The organism is Archangium gephyra (assembly GCF_042230915.1).
In the GTDB taxonomy this organism is placed as follows: Bacteria; Myxococcota; Myxococcia; order Myxococcales; family Myxococcaceae; genus Archangium; species Archangium gephyra_B.
Map to the genome: position 1 here is coordinate 4,961,552 of NZ_CP102578.1, position 20,382 is coordinate 4,981,933.

Here is a 20,382-nt window from a genome sequence, read left to right on the forward strand (position 1 = left end):
TCATGAATGAACAACACGACACCTCGTCCGCGGAGCCGTCCCTGGAGATGGCCATCGCCATCGTGGGCCTCTCCGTGCGCGTTCCCGGCGCCCCGGACGAGCGCCGCTTCTGGAGCAACCTCGCCTCGGGAGTGGAGTCCATCTCCATCCTGCCCGCGGCCGAGGGTTGGGTGGCCGCGGGAGGAGTGATCGAGGACGCCGAGTGCTTCGACGCCGCCTTCTTCGGCTACTCGCCCAGCGAGGCCGAGCTGATGGATCCGCAGCACCGGCTCTTCCTGGAGTGCGCCTGGTCGGCGCTCGAATCGGCGGGCTACGCACCTCGGGGCAAGCCCATCCGCGCGGGGGTCTACGCGGGCTCCTCCTTCAGCACCTACCTGCTCTCGAGCGTGCTGCCCGAGGCGCAGCGGGTCGGCAGGAGCCTGGGCGAGAGCCTCTTCGGGTGCAGCGGCAACTTCCTCGCGACGCGGGTGGCCTACGAGCTGGATTTGACCGGCCCCAGCCTGAGCGTCCAGACGGGCTGCTCCACCTCGCTGGTCGCGGTCCACCTCGCGTGCCAGGCGCTCCTCTCGCGGGAGTGCGAGCTCGCGTTGGCGGGCGGCGTGTCCATCCGGTCTCCCCAGCTGAGCCCGTACCCCTTCCAGGAGGGAGGCATCCTCTCGCCCGACGGGCACTGCCGCGCCTTCGATGCCCGGGCGGCCGGCACGGTAGGCGGCAATGGCGTGGGAATCGTCGTGCTCAAGCGGCTCGCCGATGCGATCGCGGACCGGGATGCCATCCGCGCCGTCATCCTCGGCACGTCCATCAACAACGATGGGAGCTCCAAGACGGGGTTCTCCGCTCCCTCGGTGCCGGGCCAGGCCGCGGCCATCTCCGAGGCGCAGGCGGTGGCGGGCGTCGATCCGGCCTCCATCTCGTACATCGAAGCGCACGGCACGGGCACGCCGCTCGGGGACCCGATCGAGCTCGCCGCGCTCAAGCAGGTGTTCCGCGAGGTGCCAGCGGGCTCGTGCGGCCTCGGTTCGGTGAAGACGAACATTGGCCACCTCGACTCGGCGGCGGGCGTCTCCGGGCTCATCAAGGCGGTGCTCGCGCTGGAGAACAGGCTGCTGCCTCCTTCTCTGCACTTCACCACGCCCAACCCGCAACTGGGGCTCGAGGGCAGCCCGTTCTACGTGGTGTCCAAGCCGGGGCCCTGGGCCGGGCCGGTACCGCGGCGCGCGGGGGTGAGCGCGTTCGGCATCGGCGGCACCAACGCTCATGTCGTGCTGGAAGAGGCCCCGGCCGTCCCGAGTGACGAGCCCCGGCGCGGCGAGGAGTTGGTGCTCCTGTCGGCGAAGTCGGAGGCCGCGCTGGAGCGGATGAGCGCCGAATTCGCCGGGCACCTCGGTGGTGGAGGGAGTGCGCGGCTCGCGGACGTGGCGCACACGCTGCAGACCGGGCGGGCGCGTTTCCCCTGGAGGCGCTTCGTCGTGAGCGGCCGTCCCGAGGAGGCGGCGGCGCTGCTCGGGGGGAGCGAGCCCGAGCGGGTGCGTACCGCGTTCGACGAGACCGAGCGGAGAGGGGCCGTGTTCCTCTTTCCCGGAGGCGGCTCGCAGCGGGTGAACATGGGCACCGCCTTCCTTCGCGAGCCGGCCTTCCGGGAGGCGCTCGAGCAGTGCGCGAGGCTGATGCGCGGCCCGCTCGGCGCGGATCTCCGCGACATCATGTTCGCGGGCCCCGAGCGCTTCGACGCCGCGGGCCGCGAGCTGGACCGGCCCCTCTGGGTGCAGAGCACGCTCTTCGCGTGTGACTGGGCCATGGCGCAGCTGTGGCTCTCCTGGGGTGTGCAGCCCGAGGCGCTGCTCGGCCATTCCCTGGGGGAGTACGTCGCGGCGTGCCTGGCGGGTGTCTTCACGCTCGAGGAGGCCTGCTCCATCGTGGCCGTCCGTGCCCGGATGGCGGAGGAGATGCCGCCGGGGGCCATGGTCTCCGTGCTCGCTCCCGTGGAGGAGGTTTCTCCGTGGATGGGCGCGCTCTCCGTCGCCGCCATCAACGGGCCTTCCACGTGTGTCCTCTCGGGGCCCCTGGAGGCGGTCGAGTCCTTCGAGCGGACGCTCACGGAGCGGGGCGTCTCGTTCAAGCGGGTGCGCTACGCACGGGCAGCGCACTCGTCGATGCTCGACCCGTACCTCGCGGAGTTCGCGCGCGTGGTGGCGCGGGTGAAGCTGCGGCCGCCGAAGCTGCCGGTGGTGTCGAGCGTCACCGGCCAGTGGCTGAGCGAGCGCGAGGCGACCGACCCGGCGTACTGGGTCCGCCACCTCCGGGACACGGTCCGGTTCTCCGACGGGCTGGGGCTCCTGCTCTCCTCGGGCGAGCGGGCGCTGATTGAAGTCGGGCCGGGCGCCACGCTGGGCTCGCTCGCGCGGCAGCACCCGGCACGCACGTCGCAGCCGGTGCTCGCCACGCTGCCGGGCGGAGCCGCGCAGCCGTCCAGCCCCCTGGCACCGCTCGGCGAGGCCTGGCTCGCGGGTGTCTCCATCGACTGGGAGCGTTTCCGCGCCGGAGAGCGCCGCCGCCGGGTGGCGTTGCCTACCTACAGCTTCGAGCGGGAGCGGCACTGGATAGAGCCGGCGCCCCTCCAGGCCACCGCCAGCACCTCTCCCGGGGAGCGGCGTCCCGTGTTCGCGTCTCCCTCCGCCACGTCCCGCCGGAGCCCGCGCAAGGGCGCTCCCGCCGTGCCGGCGCGCAACGGCACCGAGCGGGCCCTGGCCGACTGCTTCCGCGAGCTGTTCCGCCTCGAGGAGGTCGGCATCCATGATGACTTCTTCGCGCTCGGCGGTGACTCGCTCATGGGGCTGCGGCTGACCCGGCTGATCAGCCAGCGGCTCGGTGTCCCGGTGCCGCTGAAGACGCTGGTGGAGTCGCCGACCATCGCCGGCCTGGCGGAGAAGCTCGGAAGCACCGGAGAGACGGCCACGCCGGAGCGGACGAGCTGCCTCGTGCGGCTCCAGGAGGGCTCGCACGGGCCCGCGCTCTTCTTCCCGCACGCGACCGGCGGGCAGACGCTCTTCTACCGGGAGCTGGCTCGGTGCATCGATCCCAACAGGCCCGCCTATGGATTCGACGCGCCCGGGTTGGAGACGGAAGGGCCCAGGCTCACCACCGTCGAGGAGATGGCGGAGCACTACCTCGGGCTCCTGCGCGCTGTGCAGCCCTCGGGGCCGTACCTGCTCGTCGGTTCGTCCTTCGGAGGAGTGCTCGCGTACGAGATGGGCCGCCGCTTGTCCGCCGAGGGGCACGCGGTGCCGCTGTGCGCGCTGCTCGACTCACCCGGACCAGGGCGCATGCCTCCGCCGCCCGAGGACGATGCCGCGCTCCTGGCGAGCATGGTGGCCTCCTGGGTGGACCTCCCGGCCAAGGCGCTGCGCGGGCTGCCCGTCGAGGCCCAGCTCCAGGCGGTGATCGACGAGGCTGCCCGGCGGGGCACCGAGCCCGCCTTCTCCGACGTCGAGCGGGGCCTGCGCTTCCTCCGGGTGTGGAGGACCCATGTCGAGGCCCTGCTGCGCTACACGGCGCCTCGCTGGGAGAGGGGAGAGCTGCAGTTCTTCCGGGCCGCCGAGCTCCATCCGGAGATGCCGAGCCATCTGGAGCTGGCGTGGACGGACCGGTGCGCGGCGGTGCGGGTCGAGGTCGTCCCGGGAGATCACAACAGCATGATGCTCCCGCCCCACGTGGACGGCCTGGCGGCGCGGATCCGCGCGTGCCTGGAGAGGGCCCATGCCGGCTGAGGCCGCCACCAACAAGTGGCTCGTCACGCTCGCGGTGTCCTGCGGCACCATGATGGCGTCCATCGACGCGTCCATCGTCAACGTGGCCCTGTCGCAGATCCGCAGCTCGATCGGCGCCACCATGCAGGAGATCACCTGGGCGAGCACCAGCTTCATTATCGCCACGGTGCTGGTGCTGCCGCTCTCGGGCCTCTTCGGGCGGCTCTTCGGCCAGAAGCGCACCTATCTGGCGTTCCTGTCGCTCTTCATCCTCAGCTCGTTCCTGTGCGGGCTCGCCTGGAGTCTGCCCTCGCTGGTGGTCTTCCGGGCCCTGCAAGGCCTTGGCGCCGGGCTGCTCGTGCCCACCGAGCAGGCCATCCTCCGTCAGACCTGGCCCCCCGAGGAGCAGGGCATGGCCATGGGCCTCTTCTCGGTGGTCATCTCGGTGGGCCCCGCCATCGGCCCCACGCTCGGCGGCTACATCGTCGACAACTTCCACTGGTCGTGGATCTTCCTCATCAACCTCCCCATCGGGCTGCTCGGCTTCCTGATGGTGTGGCGCTTCGTCGAGGAGCCCGAGGACGTGCTGGCCGCCAACCGGGCCGCCGCCGCGCTCCAGCGCCGCAACATGGACTGGGCGGGAATCGGACTCATGTGGATGGGTCTGGCCTCGCTCCAGTTCGTGCTGGAGGAGGGCCAGCGCCAGGACTGGTTCGAGTCGCGGGAGATCCTCCTCTTCACCCTGGTGGCTGGCTTCTCGCTGGCCGCCTTCGTGCTGCGTGAGCTCACCGCGCCCGCGCCCGCGGTGGACCTGCGCCTCTTCCGGGAGCCGGTGTTCACCTCGGGCGCCGTGCTCGGCGCGGTGATGTTCTTCATCCTCATCGCGAACATGTTCCTGCTGCCCGTCTTCATGCAGGAGCTGCTCGGCTTCACCGCCATGCAGTCCGGCCTCGCGCTCATGCCGCGCACGCTGGTGATGATCGCTGTGATGCCCCTCGTCGGGCGGCTGTACAACCGGGTCTCTCCCCGGACGCTCATCGCCACGGGGCTGCTCATCCTCGGCCTGGGCGTCTACCGGATGATGCGCGTCTCCCTGGACACGGGCACCGGCGACATCATCGCGTCCGTCATGCTCCAGGGGCTGGGCACCAGCCTGCTCTTCGTGCCGCTCAACATCGTGGTGTTCGACAAGGTGGAGCGCGCCCGGCTGGCGGACGCCGCGGGCCTCAACGCGCTGCTGCGGCAGATCGGCAGTTCGGTGGGGCTTGCCCTCTTCGCCACGCTGATGACGCGCTACACCGCGCAGGCCCAGGTGGGGCTCTCCGCCCAGGTGTTCGCCGAGCGCCCCGAGCTGTCCGCGTGGCTCACCTCGGCCACGGGCGGGCTCGTGGCGGGCGGTGTCGAGGGTTACGAGGCCACCGAGGCGGGTCTGCGCCTGCTGTCGGCCACCCTCCAGCGGCAGGCGGCGCTGCTGGCCTTCAACCGGCTGTTCGCGCTCTCCGCGCTGCTGTTCGCGCTGGCGCTGCCATTGCTCGCCTTCCTCTGGGTCTCGCCGCGCCAGAAGCCCCGGCCGGAGTCCCGGAACGAGGTTCACGCGGATGTGGAGGTCTGACGCGAGATGAGTGCGACCCCTCGATTGGTGGAGAAGGAAGCGCCCGCACCGGGCCCCGAGGAGGCCGGGCGCGAGCGCAGGGGCCGCCGGGGCGCCATCGCCCTGGGCGCGGTCACGGTGGCGGTATTCGCGGGCCTCGGCGGCTACGTGCTGCTCACGCGCGGGCAGGAGTCCACGGACAACGCGCAGGTGCAGGCGGACCTGGTGCCGCTCCACACGCGCGTGGGCGGTCCGGTGCTGCGCGTGCTCGTCGAGGACAACGCCCGAGTGAAGAAGGGCGAGCTGCTGGTGGAGCTGGATCCGCGCGAGTACGCCGTCCGCGTCAAGCAGGCCGAGGCGGAGCTGGCCTCGGCGCGGGCACAGGCGCAGGCGGCCGATGCGCAAATGGCGGTGGCGGAGGCGAGCGCCCGTGGAGGCCGCTCCACCGCGCGCGCCCTGGTGTCCACCAGCACGGCGGCGGTGAGCAACGCCGAGGCCCAGGTGGACGTGGCCCGTGCGGCCCTGGCTCGCGCGGAGGCCGAGGCCCACCATCAGGCGCGGGAGCTCGAGCGCGTGGAGCGGCTTCGCAGCTCGGACGTCTCCTCGCAGCAGGAGCTCGACACCGCCCGGGCCTCCCACGAGGCAGCGCAGGCGTCGCTGGCCGGGGCCCGCGCGCAGCTCGCCGCGGCCGAGCAGTCCCGGCAGGTCGCCCTCGGCCGGGTGGCCGAGGCCCAGGGCCAGTTCGATCAGAGCGCTCCCGTGGACGCGAAGATCTCCGTGGCGCGTGCCAGCGCGGAGCTCGCCCACGCCCGGGTCACCGCCGCCGAGGCCGCGCTGGAGCAGGCCCGGCTCCAGCTCGAGCACACCCGGGTGGTGGCTCCCGCAGACGGTCAGGTGTCCAAGCTGAGCATCCGCGAGGGGCAATTCCTATCGGCCGGGCAGCCGGTGGCGAGGCTCGTTCCGCCGCGGACGTACGTCATCGCCAACTTCAAGGAGACGCAGGTGGGGCGCATCCGGCCGGGCCAGCGGGTGGAGGTGACGGTGGATGCCATCCCTGGCCGGACGTTGACGGGCCGGGTGGAGAGTCTCTCCGGCGGAACGGGGGCGAGCTTCTCGCTGCTGCCGCCGGACAACGCCTCGGGCAACTTCGTCAAGGTGGTGCAGCGCGTCCCCGTGCGCATCTCCTGGACGGACCCGCCCGGGGAGCTACCCCTGCAGGCAGGCCTCTCGGCGGAGGTCACCGTCTTCACCACCGGAAACCCTGACAGGGAATGACTGTCTTTGACGAATGAAAGAAGAGGTTGTCGATGCTGAAGGTCATGACTCTCGCGAAGAATCTCAAGAAGGCGATCCTGGCGGATCCCGAGCGTTTCTATTCCACCGATACGGGGGCGTGGGTCTCGGGTCTCCCCAAGGCGGGAGAGATCCAGGTCAAGACGGGCCGTGAGCCCTTGTGGATCAACCTTGGCTATTGGCGCGACGTGGAGCGCGTCGACGAGAACAACTTCGAGCGCGTGGGCGAGCTGTTCAAATCCGCCCAGGCGCAGATGGCGCACCTGCTCGCGAAGACCGCGCGCCTGGGCCAGGCCGATGTGGTGCTGGACTGCGGCTTTGGCTATGCGGATCAGGACATCCTCTGGGCCGAGGAATACCGCCCCAAGCGTATCCACGGGTTGAACGTCACGCCCACTCAGGTACGGATTGGCCGGGAGCGCATCCGGCTCACGGGTCTCGAGCGGGTGGTCCAGTTGGACGTGGGCTCCGCGACCGAGATCCCCTTCGGCGCTGGCGAGTTCGACGTCGTCTTCGCGCTCGAGTCCGCCATGCACTTCAAGACGCGGCGTGCGTTCCTGCGCGAGGCGTTCCGGGTGCTTCGTCCGGGTGGACGCCTGGTCATGGCGGACATGAGCCAGAAGACGGATCGGGAAGCGGGCTCGGGGCTGCGCCGCCGCCTGCGTCATCGCTACTTCCGGGGCCTGATTGCCTTTCCGGAGGCGAATGTCTGGACGACCCAGCGCTTCGCCACGGAGCTGACGTCGGTGGGCTTCCAGAATGCCAGACTCGAGTCCATCGCGGCGGATGTCTATGGGCCGGTGAATGCCGCGTTCACGGCCCTGCGCGGCGTGACGGCGGCAAGCCGGCAACCCGGCTCCGTCACCCCGGAGCGCATCCGCGCGGATGTCCGCAAGGTCCGGGAGCAGGACCCCGAGCAGTACCAGCACCTCGCCCTGTTCAACTGCGATGACTACGTCGTCGCCTACGCAGAGAAGCCCTGAGGCACCGTCATGAGCACCCATCCTTCCAGCACGCAGCTGCAACAGAGACTCGCCGGCTACTGGAGTGAATTGCTGGGCCTCCCGGAGATCGCGCCGGGGGACCATTTCATCTCGCTCGGTGGCAACTCCCTGCTCGCGACCATGCTCGCCAACCGCATCGAGGAGGATCTGGGGATCCGCCCGATGATGGGAGAGCTGTTCAACACCCTGGAGGAGGTGGCCACGCTCTGCGAGCAGCTGCTCCAGGAGCAGGCGGAGGCGGGGAGATGAGCTACGAGCTGTCCCATCTCCAGGCCCTGGAAGCCGAGTCCATCTTCATCATCCGGGAAGTGGTGGCCGAGTTCTCGCGGCCCGTCCTCCTGTTCTCGGGTGGCAAGGATTCCGCCGTGATGCTGTGGCTGGCGGAGAAGGCCTTCGCGCCCGCCCCGCTGCCCTTCCCGCTGATGCACGTGGACACGGGGCACAACTTTCCCGAGGTGCTCGAGTACCGGGACGAGCGCGTGGCCGCCCTGGGCGCCCGCCTGGTGGTGGCCTCCGTGCAGGAGTTCATCGACTCGGGCCGGGTGGTGGAGGAGAAGGGCCCGCGCGCCTCGCGCAATCGCTTGCAGACGGCGCCGCTGCTGGATGGCATCGAGAAGCACCAGTTCGACGCCGTCTTCGGCGGTGCCCGCCGCGATGAGGAGAAGGCCCGCGCCAAGGAGCGTGTCTTCTCCTTCCGCGACGAGTTCGGCCAGTGGGATCCGAAGAACCAGCGTCCCGAGTTGTGGAGCCTCTACAACGGCCGCCACCGCCGCGGAGAGCACATCCGCGTCTTCCCCCTGTCCAACTGGACCGAGATGGACATCTGGCAATACATCGCCCAGGAGCGCATTCCGCTGCCCTCCATCTATTTCAGCCACCGGCGGGAGGTGTTCCGCCGTGACGGCATGCTGATGGCGTGCTCGCCCTACCTGCCGCTGCTGCCGGGAGAGCGGGCCGTGCCCGCCCAGGTGCGCTTCCGCACCGTGGGCGACATGACGTGTACCGCCTGCGTCGAGTCCACGGCTTCCACGGTGGAGCAGGTGATTGACGAGGTCGCCGCTTCCCGCGTGACCGAGCGGGGGGCGAGCCGGGCCGATGACAAGTTCAGCGAGACGGCCATGGAAGACCGTAAGCGCGAGGGGTATTTCTAATGGAGCTGCTCAGGTTCGCCACGGCTGGCTCGGTTGACGATGGGAAGAGCACCCTCATCGGCCGGCTGCTCTACGACACGAAATCCATCTTCGAGGACCAGCTCACCTCCGTGGAGCGCACCAGCAAGGCGCGCGGGGATGAGTACACCAACCTCGCCCTCCTCATGGACGGACTGCGCGCCGAGCGCGAGCAGGGCATCACCATCGACGTGGCCTACCGCTACTTCGCCACGCCCCGGCGCAAGTTCATCATCGCGGACACCCCCGGCCATCTCCAATACACGCGCAACATGGTGACGGGCGCCTCCACCGCGGACCTCGCCCTCATCCTCGTGGACGCGCGCAAGGGTTTGTTGGAGCAGACGCGGCGCCATGCCTTCATCGCCTCGCTGCTGCGCGTGCCCCACGTGGTGCTGTGCATCAACAAGATGGACCTGGTGGGCTACGACGAGGCCGTCTTCGAGTCCATCAAGGACGAGTTCCGCAGGTTCTCCATGAAGCTGGAGCTCACGGACCTCACCTTCATCCCCATCTCCGCGCTCAACGGCGACAACGTGGTGACGCGCTCGGAGAAGATGCCCTGGTACCAGGGCCCCGTGCTGCTGCACCACCTGGAGAACGTGCACATCGCCTCGGACCGCAACCTCATCCAGGTGCGCTTCCCCGTGCAGTACGTGTCCCGGCCCATCTCCAAGAAGCTCCACGACTACCGCGCCTATTCCGGGCAGGTGGTGGGCGGCGTGCTGCGGCCGGGCGATGAGGTGGTGGTGCTCCCCTCGGGCTTCACCTCGCGCATCCGCACCATCGAGCTGGCCGGCAAGCCCGTGGAGGAGGCCTTCCCTCCCATGTCCGTCAACATCTCGCTGACGGATGAGCTCGACATCAGCCGGGGCGACATGTTGTGCCGGCCGGGCAATCCGCCCACCGTCGCGCAGGACATTGACGCCATGGTGTGCTGGATGGTGGAGCAGCCGCTGCGGCCCGGCGCGAAGCTGGCCATCAAGCACACCACGCGCTCGGCCCGGACCCTGGTCAAGGACATCCAGTACCGGATCGACGTGAACACGCTCCACCGGGACGAGGTGCGCAAGTCCCTCGAGCTGAACGAGATCGGCCGGGTGTCCTTGCGCACCACCGTGCCGCTCTTCTTCGACGAGTACCGGCGCAACCGCCACACCGGCAGCTTCATCCTCATCGACGAGGGGACGAACGCCACCGTGGCCGCCGGAATGATCAACGGTCCTGCGACGTGAACATTGGGTACACCTCCGTGAGTCAGCCAACTTCAGACGCAGCATCCCAGCGGGGTTTCATTGTCTGGTTCACCGGCATGTCCGGCGCGGGCAAGAGCACCCTCTCCACGGCCGTCCGCAATCAGTTGCAGGCCACCCGCTCCGTGGAGGTGCTAGACGGGGACGAGGTCCGCACCTTCCTCTCGCGAGGGTTGGGTTTCACCCGGCCCGACCGGGAGGAGAACATCCGGCGTATCGGCTACGTGGCCCGGGTATTGGCCAGACACCGCGTGGCCGTCATTTCCGCGGCCATCTCGCCCTACCGCGAGTCTCGCAACGAGGTGCGGAGGCTGGCCTCGGAAGCGGGAATCCCTTTCATCGAGGTGTATGCGCAGGCCAGCCTGGACGCGCTCGTCCACCGCGATGTGAAGGGGCTCTACAAGAAGGCCCTGGCCGGGGAGATCCCTCATTTCACCGGCATCTCCGACCCGTATGAGCCCCCCGAGTCGCCCGAGGTGACGGTGCGTACCGACTCGGAGACGGTGGAGGCGGGGGTGGAGCGCATCCTCGCCACGCTGCGGGCGCGAGGCCTCATCGCCTGACGCTGAATCCTCTCCACGGCAGTGGCACTCGCCCACCACCTCCTGAACACGGAATCACTGATGAGCACGCACGACTCGAAGGCAGTGAAGCAGGTCCGCAGGCCGCCTCCCATGACGGTGATCCCTCGGGAGGGGCGGGTGCCACTGTCATTCGCGCAGCAACGGCTGTGGTTCCTCGAACAGCTCGCGCCCGGGAGCTTCGCGTACAACGTGCCCTGGTTCGCGCGGCTGACGGGTCCGCTCGACGTGGCCGCGCTCGAGCGGAGCCTGTTGGCGCTCGTCCAGCGGCACGAGGCGCTGCGGACGACGTTTCCCCGGGTGGAGGGACGGCCGGTGCAGCGGACCGTGCCGGAGCTGGGGCTGACGCTGCCGGTGGAGAGCCTGGAGGGGGTCTCCGGGGGGGAGCGCGAGACGGCGGCCCGGCGGCTCGCGGAGGAGGAGGCCCGGCGTCCGTTCGATCTGGAGCAGGGCCCGCTGATGAGGGCGAGGCTGCTGCGCCTGTCGGCGGAGGAGCACGTGCTGCTGCTCACGCTGCACCACATCGTCTGTGATGGCTGGTCCATGGGGCTGCTGGAGCGGGAGTTGGGCGCGCTCTACACGGCGTTCTCCCGAGGCGAGGCGCCCTCGCTGCCGGCGCTGCCGGTGCAGTACGCGGATTACGCGGCGTGGCAGCGGGAGTGGCTGAAGGGGGAGGTGCTGGAGGAGCAGCTCGCCTGGTGGAAGCGGCAGCTGGCCGGAGCGCCGCCCGTGTTGGAGTTGCTGGCGGACAGGCCGAGGCCGCCGGTGACTTCCTCCCGAGGCGCCCTGCTGAGCGTGGGGCTGCCCCGCGGGCTGTCCGGCGCGGTGCGGGAGGTGAGCCGCGAGGAGGGGGTCACGCCCTTCATGACGCTGCTGGCGGGCTTCCAGGCCTTGCTGGCGCGCTACAGCGGGCAGAACGACATCGTGGTGGGCACGCCCATCTCCGGGCGCAACCGGCGCGAAGTGGAGGGGCTCATCGGCTTCTTCGCCAACACGCTGGCGCTGCGGGTGGAGGCTCCGGGAGAGCTGAGCTTCCGGGAGCTGTTGAAGCGGGTGCGGGAGGCGTGCCTGGGCGCCTATGCCCACCAGGACGTGCCTTTTGATCGGCTGGTGGACGCGCTGCAGCCGGTGCGGGACTTGAGCCGCACGCCCCTGTTCCAGGCCTCGTTCGTGTTCCAGGGGGCCGCGCCCTTCGCCGCGCTGGAGCTGCCCGGCGTGGCGGTGGAGGAGCTCGTCTTCGAGCCCGGTGCGGCCAGGTTCGATCTCACCCTCTTCGTGCGGGAGACGGAGCAGGGGTGGGTGGGGCTGTGGGAGTACAACAGCGAGCTGTTCGACGAGGCGACGGTGGCGCGGATGGCGGCGCACTACGCGCGGCTGCTGGAGGGGGCCCTCGCGCACCCGGAGCTGGCACTGGCGGAGCTGCCACTGCTGTCGGAAGCGGAGCGGCGCCAGGTGCTGGTGGAGTGGAACCAGACGCGCACGGAGTACCCGAGGGAGGCGTGCCTCGAGGAGCTGTTCGAGGCGCACGTGGCGGCCCGGCCCGAGGCCCTGGCGGTGGAGTACGAGGGCGAGCGGCTCACGTACGCGGAGTTGAACCGCCGGGCCAACCAGCTCGCCAGACACCTGCGGCGGCTGGGCGTGGGCGAGGGGACGCGGGTGGGGCTGTGTGCCAGCCGCTCGCTGGAACTGGTGGCGGCGATGCTCGGCATCCTGAAGGCGGGCGGGACCTATGTGCCGCTCGACGCGTCGTACCCTCGGGAGCGCCTGGCCTTCATGGTGGAGGACACGGCGCTGCCCGTGGTGCTGGCGCAGCCGGAGCTGGTGTCGAAGCTGCCCCCCATGAGTGCCAGGGTGGTGCCGCTGGAGCCCCGGTGGGAGGCCTTCGCGAGCGAGCGCGCGGAGAACCTGGGCGGGCGGAGCAGGCCAGAGGCGATGGCGTACGTCATGTACACGTCGGGCTCGACGGGCCGTCCCAAGGGCGTGTGCATCGCGCACCGGGCCATCGTCCGGCTGGTGTGCGGCACCGGGTATGTCCGGCTGACGCGGGAGGAGCGCTTCGCGCAGGTGAGCAACACCTCGTTCGACGGGTCCACCTTCGAGCTGTGGGGCGCGCTGCTCAACGGCGGGTGCGTCGTGGGTGTTGCCCGGGAGGTGATGCTGTCTCCCAAGGCGCTGTCCTCGTTCATGCGGGAGCAGCGGATCAGCGCGACGTTCTTGACCACGGCTCTGTTCAACCAGACGGTGGCCGAGTGTCCGGACGCCTTCCAGACGCTGAAGTACGTGCTGTTCGGAGGTGAAGCGGCGGACGCGAAGCCGCCGAGGAGGGTCCTGGAGCGGGGGGCGCCTCAGCACCTGGTGCATGTCTATGGGCCGACGGAGAACACGACGTTCTCGACGGCCTACGAGGTGAGGGAGGTGCCGGAGGGCGCGGTGACGGTGCCCATTGGCGGACCGCTGACGAACTCGGAAGCCTACGTGCTGGACGCGCGGATGCAGCCCGTGCCGGTGGGAGTGGCGGGAGAGCTGTATGTGGGCGGAGACGGCCTGGCGCTCGGGTACCTGAACCAGCCGGAGCTGACGGCCGGGAAGTTCGTCGCGCACCCGTTCCACCCGGAGCCCGGGGCGAAGCTCTACAAGACGGGAGACCTGGCCCGGTACCTGCCGGACGGGAACATCGAGTACCTGGGCCGCCGGGACGAGCAGGTGAAGGTGCGCGGCTTCCGCATCGAGCTGGGGGAGGTGGAGGCGGTGCTGGCCAGGCACCCGGCGGTGGGCGAGGTGGTGGTGGTGGCGAGGGACGCGGGCCCCGGTGGCAAGCAGCTGGTGGCCTATGTGGTGCCTACTTCCCTCACGTCCCCGCCGAAGCCCGGGGAGCTGCGGACCTGGCTCAAGCAGAGCCTGCCCGAGCACATGGTGCCCTCGGCCTTCGTGCGGCTGGAGGCGCTGCCGCTCACGCCCAACGGCAAGGTGGACCGCAAGGCGCTGCCCGCGCCGGAGGCGGAGGGGACGGAGCGCGAAGCGTACGTGGCGCCCCGGACACCGATGGAGCAGGTGGTGGCGGACCTCTGGGCGCCGCTGCTGGGGCTGGCGCGCGTGGGGGCGTGCGATCACTTCTTCGAGCTGGGCGGGCACTCGTTGCTGGCCACGCAGGTGGTGTCGCGCCTGCGGGAGGTGCTCCAGCGGGAGCTGCCGGTGCGGGTGCTCTTCGAAGCGCCCACGGTGGAGGAACTCGCGCGGCGGCTCGAGGCGTCGGCGGAGGGGAGGCGGGCCTTCCGGACTCCACCGCTGCTCCCCATGCCCAGGGAGGGCGCGCCGCCGCTGTCCTTCGCACAGCAGCGGCTGTGGTTCCTGGACCAACTGGAGCCGGACAGCCCGCTCTACAACGTCTTCCTGGCGCTCAGGTTGGAGGGGGCGCTCGATACGGGGGTGCTGGAGCGGAGCTTCCACGCGCTCCTCCAGCGCCACGAGTCGCTGCGGACGACGTTCCCGCAAGGCGAGCAGGGGCCCTACCAGGCCATCTCCGCCCCGGTGGAGCCACCGCTGAGAGTGGTGGAGCTGGGCGGGCTACCCGAAGGCGCGCGCGAGGCGGAGGCGCTGCGGCTGGCCGGTGAGGAGGTGCGGCGGCCGTTCGCGCTGGCGGCGGGGCCCCTCCTGCGGGTGACGCTGCTGAGGCTCGCGGAGGCGGAGCACGTGCTGGTGCTGGTGGTGCACCACATCGTGTCGGATGGCTGGTCGCTGGAGGTGCTCGTCCGGGAGTTGAAGGCGCTGTACGAGGCCTTCCTGGAGGGCCGGGACTCCCCGCTGGCCGGGCTGCCCGTCCAGTACGCTGACTACGCGCGATGGCAGCGGGAGTGGTTGAAGGGCGAGGTGCTGGAAGCGCAGCTCGCCTGGTGGCGCGAGCAGCTTCGAGGCGCGTCGCCCGCCCTGGAGTTGCCCACGGACAAGCCGCGGCCGCCCGTGCAGTCCTACCGGGGCGCGTTTCACCGGCTCCAGCTGCCTCTGGCGCTGACCGAGGGGCTGCGCAAGCTGAGCCAGCGCGAGGGGGTGACGCTCTTCATGACACTGCTGGCGGGCTGGCAGGTGCTGCTGCACCGCTACTCGGGACAGGAGGACGTCAGCGTGGGCTCGCCCATCGCCGGCCGGGGCCATGCGGGGTTGGAGGGGCTGATCGGCTTCTTCGTCAACACGCTGGTGATGAGGGCGCGGGTGAGGGGAGAGGAGCCCTTCCGCGTGTTGCTGGGCAGGGTGAGGGAGATGGCGCTGGGGGCCTACGAGCACCAGGACGTGCCCTTCGAGATGTTGGTGGACGAGCTGAAGCCGGCCCGCGACACGAGCCGCGCGCCGCTGTTCCAGGTGGCGTTCGCCCTGCAGAACGGCGCGCCGCCGGAGCTGGCGCTTCCGGGGGTGAAGCAGCGGCCGGTGGAGCTCCACAGCCAGACGGCCAAGAACGAGCTCCTGCTGGCGCTGGCGGAGACAGGGGAGGGGCTCGAGGGCGGCCTCGAGTACAACACGGCGCTGTTCGAGGCCTCCACCATCGCCCGGATGGCCGGGCACCTGAGGACGCTGCTGGAGGGCGTGGTGGCGGACGCCGGACAGCGCGTCCGCGAGCTGCCCCTGATGGACGAGGCCGAGCGGGCCCAGGTGCTGGTGGAGTGGAACGGCCGCCGGGCCGGCTATCCCCCGAACACGTGTGCCCACCACCTCATCGAGGCGACGGCGGCGCGCACGCCGGACGCGGTGGCGGTGGCCTTCGAGGACCGCCAGCTCACGTACCGGGAGCTCAACCAGCGGGCCAACCAGCTCGCCCACCACTTGCGGAGCCTGGGCGTGGGGCCGGAGGCGCCGGTGGGCGTGTGCCTGGAGCGCTCCCTGGAGATGGTGGTGGGCCTGCTCGGCGTGCTCAAGGCCGGAGGCGCCTATGTGGCGTTGGATCCCTCCTACCCCCAGGAGCGCCTGGCCTTCATGATGGACGAGGTCCGCATGCCGGTGCTGGTGACCTCGCGGGCACTGGCGGACGGCTTGCCCTCGCGGGGCGAGCGGCGGGTGCTGCTGGACGCGGAGGCCGGGGTGCTGGCCCTCCAGCCGCTGGACAATCCGGTGACGGGCGTGGGGGTGGACAACCTCGCCTACGTCATCTTCACCTCGGGCAGCACGGGCAAGCCCAAGGGGACGCTGCTGACACACCGGGGCCTGTGCAACACGGCGCTGGCGGCGGTGGACACGCGCGGGCTGCACCCGGGCAGCCGGGTGCTGCAGTACGGGTCGCTCGGCTTCGACGCCTCGGTGGCCGACATCTTCCCCACGCTGGTGGTGGGCGGGTGCGTGGTGGTGGCGCCGCGGGAGTCGCTCCTGCCGGGAGCGCCCCTGGACGCGTTGCTGAAGAAGCAGCGGGTGACGCTGTGGGCGATGACTCCCTCCGTGCTGGCGCAGCAGGAGGCGGGGGAGTATCCGGCGCTCGAGACCGTCGTCTCCGGCGGGGAGGCGTGCACGCCGGAGCTGGTGGCGAAGTGGCGGCCGGGAAGGCGCTTCATCAACGAGTACGGCCCGACGGAGGTGACCGTCTTCGCCACCTCCAACGCGGACGTGGACGCCTCGAGGCCGGCGCTCGGGCGGCCGCTGCCCAACGGGCGGGTGTACGTGCTGGACAGGTGGCTGCGGCCCGTGCCGGTGGGCGTCACGGGGGAGCTGTACGTGGGGGGCCCGGGAGTCGCGCGGGGCTACCTGGAGCAGCCGGAACTGACGGCGGAGCGCTTCCTCCCGGATCCCTTCGGCGGGGAGCCGGGCGCCCGGATGTACCGGACGGGAGACCTGGGCCGGTGGTTGTCCGGAGGAACGCTGGAGTTCCTGGGCCGCTCCGACTCGCAGGTGAAGCTGCGCGGCTTCCGCATCGAATTGGGAGAGGTGGAGGCGGCGCTGGTGGGCCATGCGGAGGTGAAGGAAGCGGTGGTGGTGGTACGGGAGGACGTGCCAGGGGGCAAGCGGCTGGTGGCGTACGTGGTGCCGGCCTTCCCCACGACAGGCCCCGGGTTGAACCCCGAGGCGCTCCGCGCCTGGCTGAAGCAGAGGCTGCCCGAGTACATGGTGCCCTCGGCCTTCCTGTGCCTGGAGTCCTTCCCGCTGACGCCCAGTGGAAAGGTGGATCGCCAGGCGCTGCCCGCGCCGGACCTGGAGACCGTGGGCACGCAGTACGTCGCTCCCCGGACAGCGCTGGAAGAGGTGGTGGCGGGCATCTGGGCGCCGCTGCTGGGCCTGCGACGTGTGGGGGTGCACGACAACTTCTTCGAGCTGGGCGGGCACTCGCTGCTGGCCACGCAAGTGACGTCGCGCCTGCGAGAGGTGCTGAAGGTGGAGCTGCCGGTGCGTGCGCTCTTCGAGGCCCCCACGGTGGCGGAGCTGGCGGGGCGGCTCGGGGCGATGTCGGAGGGCACGCAGGAATTCCGGCCTCCTCCCCTGGTGCCCGTGCCACGGGAGGGCGAGCTGCCGCTGTCCTTCCCGCAGCAGCGCTTGTGGTTCCTGGATCAGTTCAATCCGCAGAGCGCGCTCTACAACCTCCCCCTGGTGCTGCGGCTGGAGGGGGAGCTTCACGTGGCCGCGCTGGAGCGCGCCTTCCAGGCCCTGGTGCACCGGCACGAGGCCCTGAGGACGACGTTCCGGCAGGGCGGACAGGGCGTGGTGCAGATCATCTCCGCGCCCGTGGAGCTTGCGCTGCCGGTGGTGGACCTGCGCGAGCTTCCCGAGGGGATGCGGGAGGAAGAAGCGCGGCGGCTGGCGAACGAGGCGGTCCTGGGGCCCTTCGATCTGAAGGCGGGACCGCTTCTGCGGGTGACGCTGTTGCGGACGGGCGAGGCGGAGCACGTGCTGGTGCTGGCGATGCACCACATCGTGTCGGATGGGTGGTCGATGGGGGTGCTCGCCCGGGAGCTGACGGCCCTGTACGAGGCCTTCCTGGCGGACAGGGCGCCCGCGCTGGAAGCGTTGCCCATCCAGTACGCGGACTACGCGAAGTGGCAGCAGGCGTGGCTGCGGGGCGAGGTGTTGGAGTCGAAGCTCGCCTGGTGGTGCGAGCAGTTGCGAGGTGCGTCACCAGCCCTGGAGTTGCCAACGGATCGGCCGAGACCGGCGGTACAGAGCAACCGCGGCGCGCTCCATTACCTGCACCTGCCGCTGGAGCTGGCCGAGGGGTTGCGCAAGCTCAGCCAGAAGGAGGGCGTGACGCTCTTCATGACGTTGCTGGCGGGCTTCCAGGCGCTGCTGCACCGCTACTCGGGACAGGACGACATCAGCGTGGGCTCGTCCAGCGCGGGCCGCGGCCATGCCGGCCTGGAAGGGCTGATCGGCTTCTTCGTCAACGTGCTGGTGCTGCGGGCGAGGGTGAGGCCAGAGGAGTCTTTCCGGCAACTGCTGCGGCAGGTGCGGGAGGTGGCGCTGGGGGCCTATGCCCACGAGGAGGTGCCCTTCGAGAAGCTCGTGGAGGCGTTGAATCCCGTGCGCGACACCAGCCGTGCGCCGCTGTTCCAGGTGTCGTTCGCCCTGCAGAACGCCTTGTCGCCGGACCTGGCGCTGCCGGGGATCCAGGCCAGGCCGCTCGCGCTGACGGGCCAGGTGTCGAAGTACGACCTGACGTTGTCGTTGAGGGAGACCGGGACGGGGCTGGAGGGCATCGTCGAGTACAGCACCGACCTGTTCGATGCCTCCACCATCGCCCGGATGCTCGGGCATCTGCGGACGTTGCTGGAAGGAGTGGTGGCGGACCCCGGACGCCGCATCGGTGAGCTGCCGTTGCTGAGTGAGGAGGAGCGGCGGCTGCTGCTGGTGGAGTGGAACCAGACGCGGACGGAGTACCCGCGCCACGCGACCGTCCACGGCCTGTTCGAGGAGCACGCTGCGCGCCAGCCCGAGGCGGTGGCGGTGGAGTACGAGGGCCAACGGCTCACGTATGCGGAGCTGAACGTGCGGGCCAACCAGGTGGCTCGGGCCCTGCAGCGGCTGGACGTGGGCGTGGGAACCCTGGTGGGCCTGTGTGCCGGCCGCTCGCTGGAGCTGATGGCGGCGATGCTCGGCATCCTGAAGGCGGGCGCGGCCTACGTCCCGTTGGATCCGACGTACCCGCCGGAGCGGCTGGCGCTCATGGTGGAGGACTCGGGCGTGCCGGTGGTGCTGGCCCAGCCGGAGATGGCCGAGGTGCTGCCCGCGGGGAGCGCCTTCGTGCTGGAGCTGGCGTGGGCGGAGTTCGCGCACGAGAGCGGGGAGAACCTCGGGGAGACAGTGGGACCGGAGTCGCTGGCGTACGTCATGTACACGTCGGGCTCGACGGGCAAGCCCAAGGGCGTGTGCATCCCGCACCGCGGCATCGTCCGGCTGGTGCGTAACACCGACTTCTACGAGGTGACGCCGGAGGATCGCTTCACCCAGCTGGCCAACACGTCCTTCGACTCGTCGAACCTCGAGCTGTGGAGCGCGCTGCTCAACGGAGCGGCCCTGGTGGGGGTACCCCGGGAGGTGGCGCTGTCTCCGAAGGCGCTGGCCGCGTTCCTGCGCGAGCAGCGGATGAGCGCGATGGTCTTCACGACGTCGCTCTTCCACCAGGTGGCGGCCGAGTGTCCGGATGCCTTCCAGACGATGCGGTACGTGATGTTCGGGGGCGAGGCGGCGGACCCCGTGCGGCTGCGCGAGGTGCTGCGCCAGGGCGGAACCCCGAAGCTGCTGAACATGTACGGCCCCACCGAGAACACGACGGTCACGACGTGGGAGGAGGTGAAGGAGGTACCGGAGGGGGCGCTGTCGGTGCCCATCGGCCGGCCCATGTCGAACACGGACGTGTACGTGCTGGACGAGCGGATGCAGCCGGTGCCGGTGGGTGTCCCGGGAGAGCTGTACACGGGCGGAGACGGGCTGGCGCTCGGGTACCTGAAGCGGCCGGAGGCGACGGCGGAGAAGTTCGTCTCCCATCCGTTCAGCACGGAGCCTGGAGCGAAGCTGTACCGGACGGGAGACCTGGTGAAGTACCTGCCGGACGGGAGGCTCGAGTTCCTGGGGCGGCGGGACGGGCAGGTGAAGGTGCGCGGGTTCCGCATCGAGCTGGGGGAGATCGAAGCAGCCCTGGCCGGACACCCGGGAATCAGCGGGAACGTCGTCCTCGCACGGGACGACGGCCCCAGCGGCAAATGGCTGGTGGCCTACGTGGTCCCCACCGCGGGTGAGGGGGCCACGGGCCCCGGGGTGCAGCCCGACGAGCTGCGCACCTGGCTGAAGCAGACGCTGCCCGAGCACATGGTGCCGTCCGCCTTCGTGTTCCTGGAAGCCCTGCCGCTCACGCCCAACGGCAAGGTGGACCGCAAGGCACTGCCCGCGCCGGACTCGCAGCGGGCGGTGTCCGGTGGCTCCTATACCGCCCCCGAAAGCGGACTGGAGCAGTCGCTCGCGGCCATCTGGGCCGAGGTGCTCCGGCTGGAGCGGGTGGGGGCGGAGGACAACTTCTTCGACCTGGGAGGCAACTCGCTGCTGCTGCAGTCGGTGCAGGTGAAAGTGGAGACCCTGGTGGGCCGCAAGGTGCCCATGGTGGAGCTGTTCCAGTTCTCCACGGTGCGCACGCTCGCCGCGCAGTTGGCGGGGAACGCCGGGCCCACGGGAACCGAGGAGTCCTCGGCGTCGGGCGGCAACCGGCGCGAGGGCATGCGCCAGCTCGCCAGGCGGCGCGGACGCCCCGGCTCGAATTGAGGATCAATCATCATGAATGAACAACACG

At 70.4% G+C, this 20,382-nt stretch carries 9 protein-coding genes; all 9 read left to right on the top strand.

The window, feature by feature from the left end:
- The first annotated feature begins 2 nt into the window (after nucleotides 1–2).
- Entirely contained in the window at nucleotides 3–3,767 is a 3,765-nt protein-coding gene (locus NR798_RS19635) for a type I polyketide synthase (RefSeq protein WP_375773016.1), read from the top strand.
- On the top strand, nucleotides 3,757–5,358 hold the full coding sequence (locus NR798_RS19640) for a DHA2 family efflux MFS transporter permease subunit (RefSeq protein WP_375773017.1): 1,602 nt from the start codon (nucleotides 3,757–3,759) through the stop codon (nucleotides 5,356–5,358). Before NR798_RS19635 ends, NR798_RS19640 begins: the two co-directional genes overlap by 11 nt.
- A 6-nt stretch (nucleotides 5,359–5,364) precedes the next feature.
- The gene (locus NR798_RS19645) at nucleotides 5,365–6,612 is read left to right on the top strand and encodes an HlyD family secretion protein (RefSeq protein WP_375773018.1); all 1,248 of its coding nucleotides are present in this window, start codon (nucleotides 5,365–5,367) and stop codon (nucleotides 6,610–6,612) included.
- A 32-nt stretch (nucleotides 6,613–6,644) separates the two neighbouring features.
- Nucleotides 6,645–7,613: a class I SAM-dependent methyltransferase gene (locus NR798_RS19650; protein ID WP_375773019.1), complete on the top strand. Its 969-nt coding sequence runs from the start codon at nucleotides 6,645–6,647 to the stop codon at nucleotides 7,611–7,613.
- A 9-nt stretch (nucleotides 7,614–7,622) separates the two neighbouring features.
- Nucleotides 7,623–7,883, top strand: a complete 261-nt coding sequence (locus tag NR798_RS19655; RefSeq protein WP_375773020.1) for a phosphopantetheine-binding protein — start codon at nucleotides 7,623–7,625, stop codon at nucleotides 7,881–7,883.
- Nucleotides 7,880–8,785 carry a sulfate adenylyltransferase subunit CysD gene (gene cysD, locus NR798_RS19660; protein WP_375773021.1) on the top strand — a complete coding sequence of 302 codons (906 nt, stop codon included), beginning with the start codon at nucleotides 7,880–7,882 and terminating at the stop codon, nucleotides 8,783–8,785. Before NR798_RS19655 ends, cysD begins: the two co-directional genes overlap by 4 nt.
- A complete protein-coding gene (locus NR798_RS19665) occupies nucleotides 8,785–10,038 on the top strand; it encodes a sulfate adenylyltransferase subunit 1 (protein WP_375773022.1) in 1,254 nt (417 codons plus the stop codon). Before cysD ends, NR798_RS19665 begins: the two co-directional genes overlap by 1 nt.
- A gap of 17 nt (nucleotides 10,039–10,055) precedes the next feature.
- The gene (gene cysC / locus NR798_RS19670) at nucleotides 10,056–10,619 is read left to right on the top strand and encodes an adenylyl-sulfate kinase (protein WP_375773023.1); all 564 of its coding nucleotides are present in this window, start codon (nucleotides 10,056–10,058) and stop codon (nucleotides 10,617–10,619) included.
- Nucleotides 10,620–10,757: 138 nt separating this feature from the next.
- On the top strand, nucleotides 10,758–20,354 hold the full coding sequence (locus NR798_RS19675) for an amino acid adenylation domain-containing protein (protein ID WP_375773024.1): 9,597 nt from the start codon (nucleotides 10,758–10,760) through the stop codon (nucleotides 20,352–20,354).
- Nucleotides 20,355–20,382 lie beyond the last annotated feature (28 nt).

Excerpts from the sequence above, each read along its gene's own strand:
- NR798_RS19635 (WP_375773016.1), top strand. The coding sequence starts at position 3 with ATGAATGAACAACACGACACCTCGTCCGCGGAGCCGTCCCTGGAGATG.
- NR798_RS19640 (WP_375773017.1), top strand. The coding sequence starts at position 3,757 with ATGCCGGCTGAGGCCGCCACCAACAAGTGGCTCGTCACGCTCGCGGTG.
- NR798_RS19645 (WP_375773018.1), top strand. The coding sequence starts at position 5,365 with ATGAGTGCGACCCCTCGATTGGTGGAGAAGGAAGCGCCCGCACCGGGC.
- NR798_RS19650 (WP_375773019.1), top strand. The coding sequence starts at position 6,645 with ATGCTGAAGGTCATGACTCTCGCGAAGAATCTCAAGAAGGCGATCCTG.
- NR798_RS19655 (WP_375773020.1), top strand. The coding sequence starts at position 7,623 with ATGAGCACCCATCCTTCCAGCACGCAGCTGCAACAGAGACTCGCCGGC.
- cysD (WP_375773021.1), top strand. The coding sequence starts at position 7,880 with ATGAGCTACGAGCTGTCCCATCTCCAGGCCCTGGAAGCCGAGTCCATC.
- NR798_RS19665 (WP_375773022.1), top strand. The coding sequence starts at position 8,785 with ATGGAGCTGCTCAGGTTCGCCACGGCTGGCTCGGTTGACGATGGGAAG.